Raw genomic sequence first — 17,613 nt, 5'->3', positions numbered from 1 at the left:
GTCCCTCGCTCGCCTGGCACGACGACCAGCACTGTTGCGGCGAGGGCGGCTGCGGCCACACCCGTCAGGGCGCGCTTCATCGACAACGTGGGACCTTTCGTGAAATGGTCCGGCGACGCCTGCCGTGCCCTGCGAAACACCGGACAATACGGACGTGGGGGTGTCCGTAACCTAGCGACAGGAATCGTGGCGGTCAATGCTCCTGTCGAAATGAAAGTGGCTATTGACGGGCGTAATAACGAACCGGTAAATTGAGGTCTTTCCCGTGCCGATTCCGGCATGAGCCCATGACCCGGTTCGCGCCCCGCGGCGTCGCCGCTCGGCGCAGCGCGGCGGCCGTTCGCCGCAGCGGACCTGGCGGGACGCCGCCCACGCGCATAGCCTCACCAGTGTCGCGCCCGGTCACCCCCTGCCGGGCGCGGCGACTCGACAGGAGCCGCCGATGCCGCCGTCCCGTCCGCTGCCGGCGGCGCTGCGCCGCTGGGCGGGCCCGCTGGCGGTGGCCGCCACGGCCGCGATCCTCGTCGCCGGCGTCACGACCGCCACGCCGCCCGCTCCCGCCGTCTCCGCCGAGCCGGCCGCTGTCTCGCCGGCCGCAGCGCCCGCCGCCACCGGCTGGGTGGGCACCTGGGCCACCGCGGTGGCCCGGCCCGAGGACGGCCAGGCGCTGGCCGGGTTCACCGACACGACGCTACGCCAGCGGCTCCACGTCTCCGTCGGCGGCGATCAGGCCCGGCTCCGGCTGACCAACGTGTACGGGACGCGCCCGCTCGTCGTCGCGGCCGCGACGCTCGCGCTGCCGGGCGCGGCGCCCGGCGACGTCGACCCGGCGACGGTGCGGGCGGTGACGTTCTCCGGCGACTTGGCCGTGACGATCCCGGCCGGCGCCGAGCTGGTCTCGGACCCCGTCGCGCTGCGGATCGCCGATGACGGCGACGTGATCGTCAGCCTCTACCTGCCCGGACCGACCGGCCCCGCGACCTACCACACGGCGGCGCGCGCGACCGGCTGGATCGGGACCGGCGACCGGACCGCCGCCGCCTCCGGCGGGTCGTTCGCGAGCACGACCGCCTCGTTCTGGTTCCTCGACGGGCTGGACGTGCGTGGCGCGGCGTCCGGCGCGGTGGTGTTCCTCGGCGACTCGATCACCGACGGCGGCGGCTCGACCCGCGACGCGGACCGGCGCTGGCCGGACCACCTGGCCGACCGGATGCTGGAGCTGCCGCCGTCGCACCGGTTCGGCGTCCTCAATGCCGGCATCGGCGGCAACCGGCTGCTGCTGGACGCGAACAGCCCCGGCCAGGGCGACAACGCGCTGGCCCGGCTCGACCGCGACGTGCTGACACAGACCGGCGCGGGCACCGTCGTCGTCTTCGAGGGCGTGAACGACATCCAGCAGCCGAACTCGCAGGACGACCCCGAGCGGCTGGTCGCGGCCTACGAGCAGATCGTCCAGCGCGCGCACGACGCCGGCCTGCGGGCGGTCGGCGCGACCATCGCGCCGTTCCAGGGCTGGCGCACGTGGACGCCGGAGCGCGAGGCCGTGCGGGCCGCCGTCAACGCGTGGATCCGCGACTCCGGCACGTTCGACGCCGTGATCGACTTCGACGCCGTCCTGCGCGACCCGGATCGGCCGCTGCGGCTGCGCGCCGAGTACGACTCCGGCGACCACCTGCACCCCGGCGACGCCGGCTACGCGGCGATGGCCGCCGCCGTCGACCTCTCAGAGCTGGCGCCGCGGCGACGGTGACAGCACCGCCTCCAACGGCCCGCGCCCGATGAACGCCCGCCACGGCAGCGCGATCGCGAACATGATCGCCACGTGGATCAGGTAGGTCGACAGGTCGTGGCCCTGGACCGGACCCGACAGCAGCACGACGTGCAGCGTGTACAGCGTGAACGTCATGCCGCCGATCGCCGCCAGCGGCCACACCAGCCAGCGCGCCCGGGAGGCGACCAGGAGCATGAGCCCGAGCACGGCCGCGCTGGTGCCGATCGTGTGCAGCAGGTCGAACGGCGTCGCCGTGTGTGGCGCGGCCACGATCAGCCACCACCAGCTGGTGGCCGGTGTGGTGCCGTAGAACGACGTGTGGTTGACGTCGGCGCCGATCTCGAACGGGCTGGCCGGGTGCCCGCCGAGCCCGGCGGTCACCAGGTGCTCCAGTCCGCCGTTGTCGAGCAGGATCGTCGACGTCACCCAGGCCGCCACCGCCAGCGCGGCGCCGCCGGCCAGCAGCGCCGTCGCGACCCGCGTCGACGACAGCGCCAGGCGGCCGATGCCCAGCCCGACCAGCACGTAGGCCAGCCACGGGAACACCGGGTAGTAGCCGGTGACGAGCAGCTCGCGCAGCAGGTCGGCCGGGTGCTCCAGCGAGTCGAACGTCGGGGTCTCGTACGACGCGAGCGGCTCGCCGACGCGCCACCAGTGGTTCAGCAGCGGCGCGCCCGCGGCCCACACCAGCCCGAGCGGCAGCAGGATCTTCGGCCCGAGCCCGAGGAACGGGATGGCCAGCAGGAACAGCACACCGTAGTAGGCGAGGATGACCGCGACGCCGGACGGGAACGCGCCCAGGGCCAGGCCGACGAGGAAGATGACGAGCGCCCGCAGCGCCACCCCGGCGCTCGCCGCGGCCAGCGGCCGGCCCCTCGGCGGCGTGCGCCCGCCGGTGGCCAGCGCCAGGCCGACGCCGGCCAGCAGCGCGAACAGCGCCGACGAGCGGCCGCTGGCGAGCACCCGCGACGCCGTCAGCCCGCCGTCGTCGCCGATCCCCGGGATGATGTGCACCGACATCATGCCCAGCAGCGCGATGCCGCGGGCCGCGTCGACGCCGAGCAGCCGGTCGCGGACGGCGACCGGTCGGGTGTCCTCGCGCACCGTCGTCACGGCTAGAAGACCAGCGCGGCGAGGAACGGAGCCACCCCCGCGACCAGGCAGAGGATGAGGACCGCCGCCACGATCTTCGTGCGTACGTCGCGTCGGCGGGGTGCGTCGTCGTCCTGGAACTCCGGGAACATGCCGGTCAGCGTACGCGCCGAATCTGAGGGAATCCTCGGAGCGGCCCGCTCGTTGTCCGGGAGTGAAGTTGAGCCACACCGGCTCAAGGTTGTAGGTTGAGCCATACTGACTCAACACTGAAGGATCAACTGGAGGTAACTGCCATGGCTCGAGCCGTCGGCATCGACCTGGGCACGACGAACTCCGTCGTCGCCGTCCTGGAGGGTGGCGAGCCCGCCGTCATCGCCAACGCCGAGGGGTCGCGCACCACCCCGTCCGTGGTGGCCTTCGCCAAGAACGGCGAGGTCCTGGTCGGTGAGGTGGCCAAGCGCCAGGCGGTCACGAACGTCGATCGCACCATCCGCTCGGTCAAGCGCCACATGGGCTCCGACTGGACCCAGAAGATCGACGACAAGACCTTCACGCCGCAGCAGATCTCGGCGTTCGTCCTGCAGAAGCTGAAGCGCGACGCCGAGGCGTACCTGGGTGAGACCATCACCGACGCCGTCGTCACCGTCCCCGCGTACTTCAACGACGCGCAGCGCCAGGCCACCAAGGAGGCGGGCGAGATCGCCGGCCTCAACGTGCTGCGCATCGTCAACGAGCCGACCGCCGCCGCGCTGGCGTACGGCCTCGACAAGGGCGAGCACGACCAGACCATCCTCGTCTTCGACCTCGGTGGCGGCACCTTCGACGTGTCGCTGCTCGAGATCGGCGAGGGCGTCGTCGAGGTCAAGGCCACCAGCGGCGACAACCACCTCGGTGGCGACGACTGGGACCAGAAGGTCGTCGACTGGCTGGTCGGCCAGGTGAAGGCAGCGCACGGCATCGACCTGTCCAAGGACAAGATCGCCATGCAGCGCGTCCGCGAGGCGGCCGAGCGGGCGAAGATCGAGCTGTCGTCCAGCACGCAGACGTCCATCTCGCTGCCCTACATCGCGCAGGACGCCGAGAAGAACCCGGTGCACGTCGACGAGACCCTGTCGCGCGCGCAGTTCGAGCAGATGACGTCGGACCTGCTGGCCCGCACGAAGGCGCCGTTCCAGAACGTCGTCCGCGACGCCGGCATCTCCGTCGACCAGATCGACCACGTCGTCCTGGTCGGTGGCTCCACCCGCATGCCCGCCGTCGTCGACCTGGTCAAGGAGCTGACCGGCGGCAAGGAGCCCAACAAGGGCGTGAACCCGGACGAGGTCGTCGCCGTCGGCGCCAGCCTGCAGGCCGGCGTGCTCAAGGGCGAGGTCAAGGACGTCCTGCTGCTCGACGTCACCCCGCTGTCCCTCGGCATCGAGACCAAGGGCGGCGTCATGACGAAGCTGATCGAGCGCAACACGACCATCCCGACGAAGCGCTCGGAGATCTTCACCACCGCCGACGACAACCAGCCGACCGTGGGCATCCAGGTGTACCAGGGCGAGCGGGAGATCGCGGCGTACAACAAGAAGCTCGGCACCTTCGACCTCACCGGCCTGCCGCCGGCGCCGCGTGGCGTCCCGCAGATCGAGGTCACCTTCGACATCGACGCCAACGGCATCGTGCACGTGTCCGCGAAGGACCTCGGCACCGGCCGCGAGCAGTCGATGACGATCACCGGCGGCTCGTCGCTGCCCAAGGACGACATCGAGCGCATGGTCCGCGAGGCCGAGCAGTACGCCGAGGAGGACCACAAGCGGCGCGAGGCGGCCGAGAACCGCAACCAGGCCGAGTCGCTGGTCTACCAGACCGAGAAGTTCCTGGCCGACAACACCGAGAAGGTCAGCACGCTTTCGCAGGAGGTCCGCGACGACGTCGACACCTCCCTGGCCGAGGCGAAGAAGGCGCTCGAGGGCAACGACGACGCGGCCATCAAGTCGTCCACCGAGCGGCTGCAGACCGCCTTCCAGGCGCTCGGCGCGGCCATCTACGCCACCGCGCAGGCGCCCTCCGGTGACGGCGCCGGTGCCGACGGCGCGCAGGCCGGTCCCGACGCCGGCGACGGCGCGTCCGCCACGGCCGACAACGCCGAGGAGGACGTCGTCGAGGCCGAGATCGTCGACGACGAGAAGGACACCAAGTGACCGATGCGCAGCGACCCGAGGGTCCCGGGGAGGGCGCCGAGGAGCTGAAGCCCGTCATCCGCGACCGGCGGCGCATCGATCCCGAGACCGGTGAGCGACGCGCCGCGGACGACGCCGGCACGGACGCGGGGGCCACGGCTCCCGCGTCCGGCGGCCCCGGCCCCGCAGCCGGTCCTGCTGCCGGCGCCGGCGCCGAGGAGCTGGCGGCGGCCAAGGCCGAGGCGGCCGAGCGCCTGGACGACCTGCGGCGGCTGCAGGCTGAGTACGTCAACTACCGCCGCCGGGTCGAGCGCGACCGCGAGGCCAACCGCGAGGCGGCCAAGGCCGAGGTGCTGGCGGAGCTCCTCGGCGTGCTCGACGACATCGGCCGGGCTCGCGAGCACGGCGACCTCACCGGCGCGTTCCGGTCGGTCGGCGAGGCGCTCGAGGCGGTGACGGCGAAGGCCGGCCTGGTCCGCTACGGCGAGCCAGGCGACGCCTTCGACCCGATGATCCACGAGGCGCTGATGCACGGGTACGCCGACGACGTCGACGTGCCGACCGCCACGCAGATCCTGCAGCCCGGCTACCGCATCGGCGAGCGGATCATCCGGCCCGCCCGGGTCGCGGTGGCCGAGCCGACGGAGAAGCTGCCGGAGCCGGTCGAGTCGCCGGCGACCGACGACGCGGCGGAGAATGCGGCGGAGAATAAGGACGACCAGAACTGACGTTCCGTAGACGGAGAGGAGGGGGGAGCCCGTGAGCACCAAGGACTGGATCGAGAAGGACTACTACAAGATCCTCGGCGTCGCGAAGGACGCCGACGCGGCCACGGTCAAGAAGGCCTACCGCACCCTTGCTCGCGAGCTCCACCCCGACCGCAACAAGGACGACAAGGCGGCGGAGGAGCGCTTCAAGGACGTCTCCGAGGCGTACTCCGTGCTGTCCGACCCGGCCAAGCGCAAGCAGTACGACGAGGCGCGCACCCTGTTCGGCAGCGGCATCCGCACGCCGGCCGGCGGTGGCGGCGGGAACTTCAACTTCGACCTCGGCGACCTGTTCTCCGGCAGCGGCGGCGGTGGTCTCGGCGACGTGTTCGGCGGCATCTTCGGCCAGCGCAACCGGCCGCGGACCACGGGCGCGCGCCGCGGCGCCGACGTCGAGCGCGAGGTGACCGTCACGTTCAGCGAGGCGGTCGAGGGCAAGACCATCCCGCTGAAGCTGACCAGCTCGTCGGCCTGTTCGGCCTGTGCCGGCACCGGCGCGCGGGCCGGCACCGTGCCGCGGGTCTGCCCGACGTGCTCGGGCACCGGCTTCACCAGCACCGACTCCGGCGGCTTCGGCATGGCCGAGCCGTGCAAGGACTGCCGGGGCCGCGGCCTGGTCGTCGACGACCCGTGCCCGGTGTGCAGCGGCTCCGGCCGCGGTACCACGAGCAAGGTCATGCACGTGCGCATCCCGGCCGGGGTCACCGACGGGCAGCGGATCCGGCTGCGCGGCAAGGGCGTGCCGGGCGAGCGCGGCGGCCCCGCCGGCGACCTGTACGTGATCATCCACGTCGGGACGCATCCGGTGTTCGGCCGCCGGGGCGAGCACCTCACGGTCTCCGTTCCGGTGACGTTCCCCGAGGCGGCACTCGGCGCGGACATCAAGGTGCCGACGCTGGGCGGCAGCGCGGTCACGCTGAAGCTGCCGCCGGGCACGCCCAACGGCCGCACCTTCCGGGTGCGCGGCCGCGGCGCGTCCCGCAAGGACGGCACCCGTGGTGACCTGCTGGTCACCGTCGAGGTGGCGGTGCCTCCGTCGCTCGAGAACGACGCGAAGCAGGCGCTGGAGGAGTTCCAGACGGCGACCTCGGGTGAGGACGTCAGGGCCGAGCTGATGAATCTGGCGGCGAAGGAGGGGTGACCATGGAGGCCGGAGGACGGTTCATCGTCGCGATGTCCGGCGCCGCGCGGCTGGTCAGTGACGACGAGCCGCTGTACGTCATCTCCGTCGCGGCCGAGATGGCCGGCATGCACCCGCAGACGCTGCGTCAGTACGACCGCCTCGGGCTGGTGTCGCCTCGGCGCACCCCCGGCGGCGGCCGGCGCTACTCGCTGCGCGAGGTCGAACTGCTGCGCGAGGTGCAGCGGCTGTCCCAGGAGGACGGCGTCAACCTCGTCGGCATCAAGCGGATCCTGGCGCTCGAGGCCGAGGTGCACGCGCTTCGCCAGCAGCTCGAGCTCATCACCGGCGCGGCCGAGGAGCCCGTCGACTACCTGCCCGTGCCGGCGTTCACGTCGGCGCTGGCCATCTACCGCTCGCGCTACGTCGCCGGCGACTGACCGCCGGGGGTGGCCGCGACGCAAAGTCGCCGGGGCTGTCATAGTCGCGTCATGACACGAAGGATGACGATCGCGGCCGCCGTGCTGGCCGCGCTCTGCACTCTGTCCGCATGTGGTGACGACACGGACGGCGAGGGCGGGTCGAGCCCGTCGGCCGGGACCGAGGGCCAGGCCGGTGCGTCCGAGGATGGCTCGGACGGCGGCGGGTCGAGCCCGTCGGCGGAGGACGAGACCGAGGACCAGACCGGTGGCGCCGAGGACGACTCCGGCGACGCCAGCGAGTTGACGGGGGCCACCGCGATCCCGGCCGATCAGAGCGACCTCACTCCCGAGCAGGTCTGCGCGGCGATCCCCGTCGCCGAGCTGCCGGTCCCGGTCGAGGAGCTGAAACCCTTCGCCGACCCGTCGCCGGCCCAGTGCATGATCGACCGTGCCGACAACCTGGACGTCACCACCTCGGTGAAGTTCTCGGCCGGCACCGAGGTCAGTGGTGACGGAACCACCATCGACGGTCGTGATGCCCGTGTCCTTGAGGTGCCCGGTGTCGGCTGCCTGGTGGAGTTCGGCCGGGGCGACGACTCGGTCGGCGTGGAACTGGCGACGGTCGAGTCCGCCTACACCGACGACATGTGTGACACTGCCCAGCAGATCGCCGAGGTGGTCGCGCCGTACTTCCCGGAGGACTGAGCCAGTCGGGCGCGGCGGCGGTGCTGCTGGCAGCATGGGTCGCCGCGCCCGAGCGTCAGGCCGTCAGGAGGCCGACACCCAGCGTGACCAGGCCCGCGGCCAGGATCGCCGCGCCGATCCAGACCAGCCAGATCAGCCGGTTCGGCGTCGTCCGGCCGGGACCGAGCGAGGAGAAGAAGAAGCCGGCCGGCATCACGATCGCCGCGATCGGCACGCCGCTGCGCGCCACCCAGGCCGCGAACCCGTCCAGCGACGTCGCGTCGGTGAGCACCGCGGTGAGCAGTCCCAGCGTGACGAACATGCCGGCGTGGCCGTGCCCGGCCCGGGCGAACGAGCGCTGGAAGTCGGTGGCCGGCACCGCGCCGCGGGCGATCCGGGTGAGGTACCAGCCGCCGGACTCGATGGTGACGGCGGCGAGCAGGAGGATCCCGGCCAGCCGGGTGGCCTCGGTGCTGAGTTCGAGCATGACGGCTCCTGGTCTCGTTTGCTAACACTGTTATAAAACAGTGTCAGGATATGCTCGTCAAGTGGGCAGACCTCGGCTGCACGACGACGCGCTGCGCGAGCGGCTGCTGGACCGGGCCGCCGCGACGGTGTCCTCCGACGGCGTCGCGGCGCTGAGCCTGCGCGCGCTGGCGGCCGAGGCCGGCACCTCGACGGCGGCGGTGTACTCGCTGTTCGGCGGGAAGCCGGGGCTGGTGTCGGCGCTGTACGAGCAGGTGTTCGCCCGGTTCGCGGACCGGCTGACGGCGGTCGGCGTGAGCGACGACCCGCTCGCCGACATCGTCCGGCTCGGCCACGCCTACCGCGACAACGCGCTCGCCGACCCCAACGGCTACCGGGTGATGTTCGGCGACGAGGTGCGCCCGTCCGACGTCGGTCGGCGGGCCGCGCGGACCGGGGCGCGCACGTTCCGGCCGCTCCTCGACGCGGTACGGCGTGCGGTCCGGGCCGGCGCGCTCCCGAAGCGGCCGGCGGCGGAGTCGATCGCCACCGCGCTGTGGGCCAACGTGCACGGGCTGGTGTCGATCGAGCTGGGCGAGTTCATGCCGCCGCGGGCCGGCGATCCGGCCGCCGTCTTCGATGCGGCGGTGCGGGCCAACGTGGCCGGCTGGGCGGCGTCAGGTCGCTGACGGTGACGGCGCCGGCTCGGTCGCCGGCTGGGTGGGCGTGGCGGTGTCGTTGCGCACCTCGTACCGCACGTCGTTCCCGTCGACGTCGGTCGTGGTGACGGTGAGCCCGACCGGCTCGCCGTCGACCGTCGCCGTGCAGTGGACCGACGCGTCCACCTCGCCGGCCAGATCGCCGTCGCAGCTGACGGACTCGACCTGCTGGCCGGACTGCTCCTCCATCAGCTGCTGGACCGCGTTCTCCAGGTCCGAACGGGGTACCGTGCGGTCGCTGAGCGCCGAGCATCCGGCCAGGGCGGCGACGGCGGTGAGGGCGGCGGCGAGCGCGGCCGGGAGGCGTCGGGACATCGCCGTCATCGTTCCACAGCGGGGGGCTGGCGGCGCAGAGTTGAGTGGAATAGGCTCAACTTCGTGGCGGTTGTCTCTGACAACGAGACCGAACACCGAGGAGATCGATGACCGACCAGCTCACCACCAAGGCCCAGGAGGCACTGTCTGTCGCCGTGCGCAGCGCCGCGACCGCGGGGAATCCGGCCGTCGAGCCGGTGCACGTGCTGCGTGCGCTGCTCATCCAGTCCGGTGGGCTGACTGGGTCGCTGCTGGAGGCCGCGGGCGCCGACCTCGCCGCCGTCCGCCGTGATGTCGACGTCGCGTTCGAGGGGCTGCCGAAGGCGGCCGGCTCCACCGTCGCGTCGCCGAACCTGGCCCGCACCACGTACGCCGTGCTGTCGCACGCAGGCGAGGTGGCCCGCGAGCTGGACGACCAGTACGTCTCCACCGAGCACCTGGTGGTCGGGCTGGCGCACGTCCCGTCGCCGGTGCAGGAGCTGCTGGCCCGGCACGGCGTCACGGCCGAGAAGGTGCGCGCGGCGTTCGCCGAGGTGCGCGGCTCGGCCCGGGTGACCAGCCCGGATCCCGAGGGCACCTACGACGCGCTGAACAAGTACGGCGTCGACCTCACCGAGCGGGCCCGCGAGGGCAAGATCGACCCCGTCATCGGGCGCGACTCCGAGATCCGCCGCGTCGTGCAGGTGCTGTCGCGGCGCACCAAGAACAACCCCGTCCTCATCGGCGAGCCCGGCGTCGGCAAGACCGCCGTCGTCGAGGGCCTGGCGCAGCGCATCGTGGCCGGCGACGTGCCGGAGTCGCTGCGCGGCAAGCGGCTGGTGTCGCTCGACATCGGCACGATGCTGGCCGGCGCGAAGTACCGCGGCGAGTTCGAGGAGCGGCTCAAGGCCGTGCTCGACGAGATCAAGGCCAGCGACGGCGAGGTCGTCACGTTCATCGACGAGCTGCACACCGTCGTCGGCGCGGGCGCCACCGGCGACTCCGCCATGGACGCCGGCAACATGCTCAAGCCGATGCTGGCCCGCGGCGAGCTGCGCATGGTCGGCGCCACGACGCTCGACGAGTACCGCGAGCGGATCGAGAAGGACGCCGCGCTGGAGCGCCGGTTCCAGCAGGTCTACGTCGGCGAGCCGAGCGTCGAGGACACCGTCGCGATCCTGCGCGGCCTTCGCGAGCGCTACGAGGCGCACCACAAGGTGCAGATCGCCGACAGCGCGCTGGTCGCCGCCGCCTCGCTCTCGCACCGCTACATCACCGGCCGGCAGCTGCCGGACAAGGCCATCGACCTGGTCGACGAGGCCGCGTCCCGGCTGCGCATGGAGATCGACTCCTCGCCGGTCGAGATCGACACGCTGCGCCGCCAGGTCGACCGGCTCAAGATGGAGGAGCTGGCGCTGGACAAGGAGTCCGACGCCGCCTCGCGAGAGCGGCTCGCGTCGCTGCAGGCCGAGCTGGCCGACCGCGAGGAGGAGCTGCGTGCCCTCGAGGCCCGCTGGGAGCAGGAGAAGGCCGGGCTGAACCGCGTCGGCGCGCTGAAGGAGCAGATCGACGAGCTGCGCGGCCAGGCCGAGCGGTCGCAGCGTGAGGGCGACCTCGCCGGCGCCAGCGAGCTGCTGTACGGGCGCATCCCGGAGCTGGAGAAGGAGCTGGCCGCCGCCAGCGAGGCCGCCGAGACGCAGGCCGCGACCACCACCATGGTCAAGGAGGAGGTCGGCCCCGACGACGTCGCCGACGTCGTGGCGGCGTGGACCGGCATCCCGGCCGGCCGGCTGCTGGAGGGCGAGACCGAGAAGCTGCTGCGCATGGAGGACGAGCTGGGCAGCCGGGTGGTCGGCCAGCGGGCCGCGGTCGCGGCCGTGTCCGACGCCGTCCGCCGCTCCCGCGCCGGCATCTCCGACCCCGACCGGCCCACGGGCTCGTTCGTCTTCCTCGGCCCGACCGGTGTCGGCAAGACCGAGCTGGCCAAGGCGCTCGCGGAGTTCCTCTTCGACGACGAGCGGGCGATGGTCCGCATCGACATGAGCGAGTACGGCGAGAAGCACAGCGTCGCCCGGCTGGTCGGCGCCCCGCCCGGCTACGTCGGCTACGAGGAGGGCGGCCAGCTCACCGAGGCGGTCCGTCGCCGCCCGTACTCCGTCGTGCTGCTCGACGAGGTCGAGAAGGCGCACCCGGAGGTCTTCGACATCCTGCTGCAGGTGCTCGACGACGGGCGGATGACCGACGGGCAGGGCCGCACGGTCGACTTCCGCAACGTCATCCTGATCCTGACGTCGAACCTCGGCTCGGTGTTCCTCGCCGACCCGGCGCTGGAGGAGAAGGCCAAGCGCGACGCCGTCATGGAGGTCGTGCGGGCGTCGTTCAAGCCGGAGTTCCTCAACCGGATCGACGACATCGTGATGTTCGAGCCGCTCGGCACCGACGAGCTGGCCCGCATCGTCGAGCTGCAGGTGGTCAAGCTCGCGCAGCGCCTCGCCGACCGGCGGCTGGCGCTGCGGGTCACCGACAGCGCGAAGGAGTGGCTGGCGCTGACCGGGTACGACCCGGTCTACGGCGCCCGGCCGCTGCGCCGGCTCGTGCAGACCGCCATCGGCGACCAGCTGGCCAAGGAGATCCTCGCTGGCGAGGTCCGCGACGGAGACACGGTCGTCGTCGACCTCGACGAGGGCGCCGACAAGCTCAGCGTCCGCCCCGCCTGACCGCCCCGGCCTCGCTCCGGGTCGGTCAGGAGGGGGAGCCGGCGCGGCCGAGGCGCCAGTAGCCGAAGGCGTGCAGGCGGCCCCGCTCGACGGCGCGGTCGGTGGCGGCGAACCGGCGGATCGAGCGCACCTCGCCCGCTTCGCCGGCGACCCACACGTCGACGGCGCCGGCCGGCCAGTCCAGCGACCGGACCGCTCGTTCCAGCGCGCCCGTCGTCCCGGCCGGGGCGCCGTCGCGATGCAGCCAGCCGACCCGCAGATCCGCGGCCGACGTCAGCGCCTGCTCCTCCGCCGCGTCCGCCACCTCGACGACCGCGTGGATCGGCAGCCCGGCGGGCGCGGCCTCGACGATGGCGGCCAGCGCCGGCAGCCCGGTCTCGTCGGTGACCATGACGACGGCATCGGCCTCGAAGGACGGGACGGCGTGCGGCCGCGGGCCGGTGAAGTCGAGCGGGTCGCCGGGCGCCGCGCCGCGTACCCACCGGACGAACAGCCCGTCGCCGTGCAGGACGACGTCGATGTCGAGCCGGTCAGAAGCCGGGTCGGCCCGGCGGATCGTGTAGGTGCGGCTGGCCGGCCGCGCCCCGCTGAGCACGCCGGCGTCCGGCTCGGGCTCGGCCGGCGGGGAGAGTCGCAGCACCCGGTTCGGGCCGGACGGGTCCAGCGGCAGGTGCGGCTCCTCGACCTGGACCGTCAGTCGCAGCATCGCCGGCGTGACCTGCGTGGTCGCCACGGCCCGCAGCCGGCCTACGGCGCCGCGGGCGGGTCCGGTCGCGGCGAGCATGTGCGCATCGTAGAACCGCCCCCGCAACCTCTGGGTTGCGGGGGCGGTCAAAGAGGTCGGTACGGTCTCAGTCGAACTCGCCGGCCTTCGCGCCCATCACGAACGCCGACCACTCGCCAGCGGTGAACTTGAGAACTCCACCGTTGGGGTTCTTGCTGTCGCGCACAGCCATGCCACCGTTCGGCAGCGGCGTGATCTCGACGCACTGCCCACCGTCACCGTTGCTGTAGCTGGACTTGCGCCACACGGCGCCGGCCAGCTCCGACACCTCGCTCATAATTCCTCCAAGACTTGACGGATCAGATCCGCCGATTCATCTGGTGACAACGCCTGGGCCCGGAGCACATCCATCCGGTCCACGGCATCGCCCACGACCCCGCTGTCCGTCATGAGGTGACCCCCGGTGGGGCCCTCGTAGTACAACACCGGCTGCCCGTTGAGGCGGTCGAAGATCGTCATTTGTCCGTTCAGCGCGGCATGCGCTCCCGCGACGAATGGCATCACCTGAATGGTGATATGCCGCATCTCGCCCATTTTGAGCAGGTGTTGAAGTTGATCTCTCATGACGTCCGGCCCGCCGATCATCCGACGAAGCGCGGCCTCGTCGATCACCGCTCGAAGCCTCGGTGGATCATCGCGACGCAGGATCTCCTGCCGCCGCATCCGGGCTTCGACCTGCGTGTCGACGTGGTTGTCATAGGCCATCCTGACGCCCGCCAGGAGCTCGCGTGCATACGCCTGTGTCTGCAGGAGTCCGGGCGGAAAGGTCTGCTCGTACGTATGGATCGACTTTGCCCGTTCTTCCTCCTCGATGAACCCTCGATACTTCGCGGGCACCGACTCGCGACTCACCATCTTCCAAGCACGGACGAGGAGGCCGTCGGTTCCCAGGATCTCATCGCAGCGTTCCGCGAACTCTCGCTGCGGAGGCCGCTGCGCAGTTTCCACATTAGCCACGGCTCCGCGCGAGTAGTTGAGCTTTTCGGCCAACTGTTCTTGAGTGAGACCGGCACGGTGACGCGCGCGTGCCAGCTCACCACCGAAAAAGGCGGCCGCGGAATCCGGATCATGGTCTGTCACGGCATCTCCAGGCGATGTCACAAAGTCGCGGGCGGCGTCACAGGTGGTGGGCGTGACAGCCGAATTGTTCCCGCCGGTGGCTCAGATCATGCACGATACTTCGCCAAGGGCGTCGGCGCAGCGTTTCGGCTGATCCGAGCCGTGGCGAAGCGCTGCCAGACCCCCGTCCGCGACCCCGCCCCACCCGGCGCGGACGAGCCCGGAGCACGGGCCTTCGACGGGCCCGGCACGACGGAGGAGAGATGGCCGGCTACACGGCGCGAGCGCACGGTTACGGTCTGGTCGACTGGACCGCCGACGAGGTCGACGCCTACGCCTCACGTCTGCTCCGCGACCACGTTCCGGGCCGTCGCTGGATGCCGCACCGCTGGTCGTCGTGCCGCGAGTGCGGAGAGAGCTGGCCGTGCCCCGCCGCGACGTGGGCGGGCCAGTGGAGCCACGGCGTGACCCGACCCGATCAGCGGTTCTGAACCCGGTGAGTGAGATGTCCTCGACCCTCGTCGTCCTTGCCCTGCCCCTGCTGTGGGCCGTCTGCGAGATCATCTCGAGGGAGCGTCGCCGGCACCACCCGTGACCAGCGGCGTGCCGGGAGAGACCCGGTCGCGGGTGTGCACCGCCCGCGCCACCCGGTCGATCGGGTACGCCGTCATCGCGAAGGCCTGCACCGAGTCGACGCCGTCGAGACCGAAGTGGTACCGGATGGTCTCGCCGACCGGCGCGTATCCGGTGCCGCCGCTGATCCGCAGCGTGTGGTCGTCGATGACGGCGAGCGTGATCGGCTCCTCCGTCGGGTCGCGCTCGGTCGGATCCAGCAGGAACAGCCGGCCGGCGAGGTCGACCACGTCGAACACCCGCCACATGCTGGCGAACCGGCCGGTGAACCGGGACAGGTCCGCCGGCGATCGCTCCAGCTGCGGGCTCACCCGCTCGGCGAGGTTCACCAGCCGGATCAGCCCGTCGGCGAGCATCTGCGCGGGGCCGTCGATCGCGTTCGTGAGCACCGAGACGGCAAGACGCCCGGAGGGGTCGAACGACGTCCGGGTGATGTGCCCGGGGTAGCCGCCGCCGTGCCCGAACACCAGCCGTCCGCCGATCATCGACCGGCCGAAGCCGAGCCCGTACTCCGCGCCGCCGCGGCCCTCGACCTTCCACTCCGCGCGCTGCATGAGCCGCTTCGACGCGTCCGAGACCAGCCGGGTGTCGCCGTGGAAGTGCGCCGCGACGTAGTTCACCAGGTCCTCGGCGGTGCTGTAGAAGCCGGTGGCGGCGGCCATCGCGGCGGTGTCGACGTGGTCGATCGGGATGCGCCGGTCGGCGTAGGAGAGCGCGGTGTAGCCGGTGGCGTAGTCGCCGGCCCGGGCCGGGTCGTACTCGGGACCGGTGTTCTCCAGCGACAGCGCCTCGACGATGTGCTCGTGCACGAAGTCGTGGTACGGCTGCCCGGAGGCGGCCGCGACGATCAGGCCGAGCATCGAGTAGCCGATGTTGGAGTACTTGAACCGCTCGTTCGCCGGCAGCACGCCGGCTCCGTCGTCGAGCAGGATCGCGCGCAGCCGGTCCTCGTCGGGGAACGCGTGCGCCAGCTGCCAGAAGTCGCCGTTGTGGCTGTCGCGGACCACGCCGCCGCCGTGCCCGAGCAGCTCGCGCACCGTCACCGCGGCCAGCGGGGTCTCGCGCAGGAACGGCAGCCAGTGGACCGCCTGGTCGTCCAGGCGCAGCTGATCGCGCTCGGCCAGCTGCAGGACCGCGGTCGCCGTGAACGTCTTCGAGTGCGACGCGATGCGGAACAGGTGGTGTGGGGTGAGCGCGACGCCGTGCTCGACGTCGGCCTGCCCGTGCGCGCTGGACAGCAGCAGCTTGTCCTCGTGCAGGACCGCGGCCTGGATGCCGGGGACGTGGTCGTACTGCTGCCGGAACGCCACCCACGAGTCGAAGTAGCGGGTCGCGTCGGCCACGGCGGGATGGGAAAGATCGCTCACGAATCCTGACCTTATCGACCACAATGACCGATGTGTGACCATGATCGTCGTGATGTATCGCAATTCGGCTGCCGGTCTCGCATCGTGGTCGGCGGCGTAGGGTCTGCGCATGGCAACGGCACTCGTCACCGGGCCGACCGCGGGCATCGGGCTGGCCTTCGTCCGGGCGCTCGCGGCGCGCGGCCACGACGTCGTTCTCGTCTCGCGCGACGAGGCCCGGCTGCAGTCCGTCGCCGCCGAGGTGCGCGGCGCCTACGGGGTCGGCGCCGAGGTGCTGCCGGCCGATCTCGCGACCGACACCGAGGTCGTCGAGCAGCGGCTGCGTGCGACCGAGCGACCGGTGGACCTGCTGGTCAACAACGCGGGCTTCGCGCTGCGCGGCAAGTTCCTCAGCACCGAGACCGCCGACGAGGAGTACCTGCTCGACGTGCTGGTGCGCGCGGTGCTGCGGCTGACTCACGCGGCGCTGCCCGGCATGGTCGAGCGCGGCCGGGGCGCCGTCATCAACGTCAGCTCGGTCGCCGGCTGGGTGCCGCGCAGCACCTACAGCGCGGCGAAGGCGTGGGTGACGACGTTCAGCCTCGGCCTGGTGCCGCAGTTGCGCGGCACCGGCGTCCAGGTGATGGCGCTGGCCCCGGGGTTCGTTCGCACCGAGTTCCACGACCGCGCCCAGCAGGACATGTCATCGCTACCGTCCTGGATGTGGCTCGACGCCGACGCCGTCGTCGCCGCCGCGCTGAAGGACCTGCGGCTGGGGAAGGCCGTGTCGGTGCCGGGGACGGTGTACAAGCTCGCGGCCGCCGCGCTGCCCCGGCTGCCGCGCCGGCTCGTGCTCGGACTCGGCCAGCGGCATCCCGCCGGCCGCCGCCGCTGACGGTGTCAGGCGACCGTGGCGCCTGGTAGCCCGGCGATCACGTCGGCGAGCGCGGCCGCCACGTCGTCGCCGTCGGTGAGCGTCGTGACCGGCCAGCCGCGGGCCGCCGCCGACCGGGCCCAGAAGTCCGGCGGGCCGACACCCGGGACGTCGGCGCCGGTGCGCAGGTAGGCGCACGGCGCATCCGGCCAGTCCGGCGCCGGCGGCAGCCGCTCGGTCCAGAAGTCGTGGCCGCCCGGGTGCGCGGCCTCCGGCGGCCAGCCGGCGTCGCTCGCATGGAGCGCGTCGTGTGCGGCGTCGGCGGCCGCACCGTCGGCGGCGCGGAGCAGGTCCAGGTGCGACGGCGCCCCGGGCCGCGGCAGCGTCGCGTCGGCGAACACATAGCCGCCGATCCGCCGTCCGGCCGCCCGCTGAGTCCGGGCCAGCGCCGGCAGCAGCGGCCCGGCGGTCCCGTGCGCGACCAGGACCAGCGGCGACGCGGGTGCTGCCGCGAGCAGGTGGCGTGAGGCGGCGGCCAGCCAGCTGACGGAGTACGGCGGCCGGTCGGCCACCGGCGCGGCGACGACGACGGGATACGGCGCCGTGCTGGGCGGCGGCCCGCCGGTCCACGGACCGAGCGGGCCGGACACGATGACGACGGCTCCGGGCTGCACGCCGACAGCCTGCCGTACGCTCGT

Annotated in this window: 19 protein-coding genes; 10 read left to right on the top strand and 9 right to left on the bottom strand. The window is 72.3% G+C overall.

Annotation, left to right across the window (positions count from 1 at the left end):
• Positions 1-442 precede the first annotated feature (442 nt).
• Positions 443-1,750 carry an SGNH/GDSL hydrolase family protein gene (locus C1I92_RS10325; protein ID WP_111254577.1) on the top strand — a complete coding sequence of 436 codons (1,308 nt, stop codon included), beginning with the start codon at positions 443-445 and terminating at the stop codon, positions 1,748-1,750.
• Here C1I92_RS10325 and C1I92_RS10320 read toward each other — a convergent pair.
• Both C1I92_RS10320 and C1I92_RS35260 read right to left on the bottom strand, forming a co-directional pair.
• Positions 1,724-2,884, bottom strand: a complete 1,161-nt coding sequence (locus C1I92_RS10320) for a heparan-alpha-glucosaminide N-acetyltransferase domain-containing protein (RefSeq protein ID WP_111254576.1) — start codon at positions 2,882-2,884, stop codon at positions 1,724-1,726. The two genes, C1I92_RS10325 and C1I92_RS10320, sit on opposite strands and share 27 nt — an antisense overlap.
• 2 nt (positions 2,885-2,886) lie before the next feature.
• Positions 2,887-3,015 carry a hypothetical protein gene (locus C1I92_RS35260; protein WP_267896733.1) on the bottom strand — a complete coding sequence of 43 codons (129 nt, stop codon included), beginning with the start codon at positions 3,013-3,015 and terminating at the stop codon, positions 2,887-2,889.
• 144 nt (positions 3,016-3,159) lie between these two features.
• Here C1I92_RS35260 and dnaK point away from each other — a divergent pair, with 144 nt between their 5' ends.
• From dnaK to C1I92_RS10295, 5 genes are read left to right on the top strand one after another with little or no spacing between them, the layout of a single operon-like run.
• Entirely contained in the window at positions 3,160-5,052 is a 1,893-nt protein-coding gene (dnaK, locus tag C1I92_RS10315; protein ID WP_111254575.1) for a molecular chaperone DnaK, read from the top strand.
• Entirely contained in the window at positions 5,049-5,759 is a 711-nt protein-coding gene (gene grpE / locus C1I92_RS10310) for a nucleotide exchange factor GrpE (protein WP_111254574.1), read from the top strand. The genes dnaK and grpE overlap by 4 nt, the downstream gene beginning before the upstream one ends.
• A 31-nt stretch (positions 5,760-5,790) precedes the next feature.
• Entirely contained in the window at positions 5,791-6,939 is a 1,149-nt protein-coding gene (dnaJ, locus tag C1I92_RS10305; protein ID WP_111254573.1) for a molecular chaperone DnaJ, read from the top strand.
• Between the two features lie 2 nt (positions 6,940-6,941).
• Positions 6,942-7,358: a heat shock protein transcriptional repressor HspR gene (locus tag C1I92_RS10300; protein ID WP_325048139.1), complete on the top strand. Its 417-nt coding sequence runs from the start codon at positions 6,942-6,944 to the stop codon at positions 7,356-7,358.
• A gap of 51 nt (positions 7,359-7,409) precedes the next feature.
• Complete coding sequence (locus C1I92_RS10295; RefSeq protein ID WP_146605088.1) at positions 7,410-8,045, top strand: hypothetical protein; 636 nt, start codon at positions 7,410-7,412, stop codon at positions 8,043-8,045.
• A gap of 55 nt (positions 8,046-8,100) precedes the next feature.
• Here C1I92_RS10295 and C1I92_RS10290 read toward each other — a convergent pair whose 3' ends face one another.
• The gene (locus tag C1I92_RS10290; RefSeq protein ID WP_111254571.1) at positions 8,101-8,511 is read right to left on the bottom strand and encodes a hypothetical protein; all 411 of its coding nucleotides are present in this window, start codon (positions 8,509-8,511) and stop codon (positions 8,101-8,103) included.
• A gap of 61 nt (positions 8,512-8,572) precedes the next feature.
• On the opposite strand from C1I92_RS10290, the gene C1I92_RS10285 reads away from it, so the two are divergent.
• Positions 8,573-9,178 (top strand): TetR/AcrR family transcriptional regulator, encoded by a 606-nt coding sequence (locus tag C1I92_RS10285; RefSeq protein ID WP_111254570.1) that lies wholly within the window; start codon positions 8,573-8,575, stop codon positions 9,176-9,178.
• Here C1I92_RS10285 and C1I92_RS10280 read toward each other — a convergent pair.
• Positions 9,167-9,523, bottom strand: a complete 357-nt coding sequence (locus tag C1I92_RS10280) for a DUF4333 domain-containing protein (RefSeq protein WP_158564081.1) — start codon at positions 9,521-9,523, stop codon at positions 9,167-9,169. The genes C1I92_RS10285 and C1I92_RS10280 overlap by 12 nt on opposite strands.
• Before the next feature lie 107 nt (positions 9,524-9,630).
• On the opposite strand from C1I92_RS10280, the gene clpB reads away from it, so the two are divergent.
• The gene (gene clpB / locus C1I92_RS10275) at positions 9,631-12,219 is read left to right on the top strand and encodes an ATP-dependent chaperone ClpB (protein ID WP_111254568.1); all 2,589 of its coding nucleotides are present in this window, start codon (positions 9,631-9,633) and stop codon (positions 12,217-12,219) included.
• Positions 12,220-12,244: 25 nt separating this feature from the next.
• Here the strand turns inward: clpB and C1I92_RS10270 are convergent, their stop codons facing one another.
• The 3 genes from C1I92_RS10270 to C1I92_RS10260 form a co-directional block, all read right to left on the bottom strand.
• Positions 12,245-13,003, bottom strand: a complete 759-nt coding sequence (locus C1I92_RS10270; RefSeq protein WP_111254567.1) for a siderophore-interacting protein — start codon at positions 13,001-13,003, stop codon at positions 12,245-12,247.
• A 67-nt stretch (positions 13,004-13,070) separates the two neighbouring features.
• Entirely contained in the window at positions 13,071-13,280 is a 210-nt protein-coding gene (locus tag C1I92_RS10265) for a DUF397 domain-containing protein (RefSeq protein ID WP_111254566.1), read from the bottom strand.
• Positions 13,277-14,083, bottom strand: coding sequence for a helix-turn-helix domain-containing protein (locus C1I92_RS10260; protein WP_158564080.1), 807 nt, complete (start codon positions 14,081-14,083; stop codon positions 13,277-13,279). Before C1I92_RS10260 ends, C1I92_RS10265 begins: the two co-directional genes overlap by 4 nt.
• A gap of 242 nt (positions 14,084-14,325) precedes the next feature.
• On the opposite strand from C1I92_RS10260, the gene C1I92_RS10255 reads away from it, so the two are divergent.
• Positions 14,326-14,553, top strand: coding sequence for a hypothetical protein (locus C1I92_RS10255; RefSeq protein ID WP_111254564.1), 228 nt, complete (start codon positions 14,326-14,328; stop codon positions 14,551-14,553).
• Between the two features lie 69 nt (positions 14,554-14,622).
• Here the strand turns inward: C1I92_RS10255 and C1I92_RS10250 are convergent, their stop codons facing one another.
• Positions 14,623-16,038, bottom strand: coding sequence for a serine hydrolase domain-containing protein (locus C1I92_RS10250; RefSeq protein ID WP_199521108.1), 1,416 nt, complete (start codon positions 16,036-16,038; stop codon positions 14,623-14,625).
• A 133-nt stretch (positions 16,039-16,171) separates the two neighbouring features.
• Between C1I92_RS10250 and C1I92_RS10245 the strand changes: the two genes are divergently transcribed.
• On the top strand, positions 16,172-16,936 hold the full coding sequence (locus tag C1I92_RS10245) for an SDR family NAD(P)-dependent oxidoreductase (RefSeq protein WP_111254563.1): 765 nt from the start codon (positions 16,172-16,174) through the stop codon (positions 16,934-16,936).
• A gap of 5 nt (positions 16,937-16,941) precedes the next feature.
• On the opposite strand, the gene C1I92_RS10240 is transcribed toward C1I92_RS10245, so the two are convergent.
• Complete coding sequence (locus C1I92_RS10240; protein WP_111254562.1) at positions 16,942-17,589, bottom strand: hypothetical protein; 648 nt, start codon at positions 17,587-17,589, stop codon at positions 16,942-16,944.
• Between the last annotated feature and the right edge of the window lie 24 nt (positions 17,590-17,613).

Origin of the sequence: Jiangella anatolica (assembly GCF_003236295.1) — a bacterium.
GTDB lineage: Bacteria > Actinomycetota > Actinomycetes > Jiangellales > Jiangellaceae > Jiangella > Jiangella anatolica.
The sequence above is the reverse complement of the archived record's forward strand: the minus strand, read 5'-3'. Positions and strand labels throughout refer to the sequence as shown.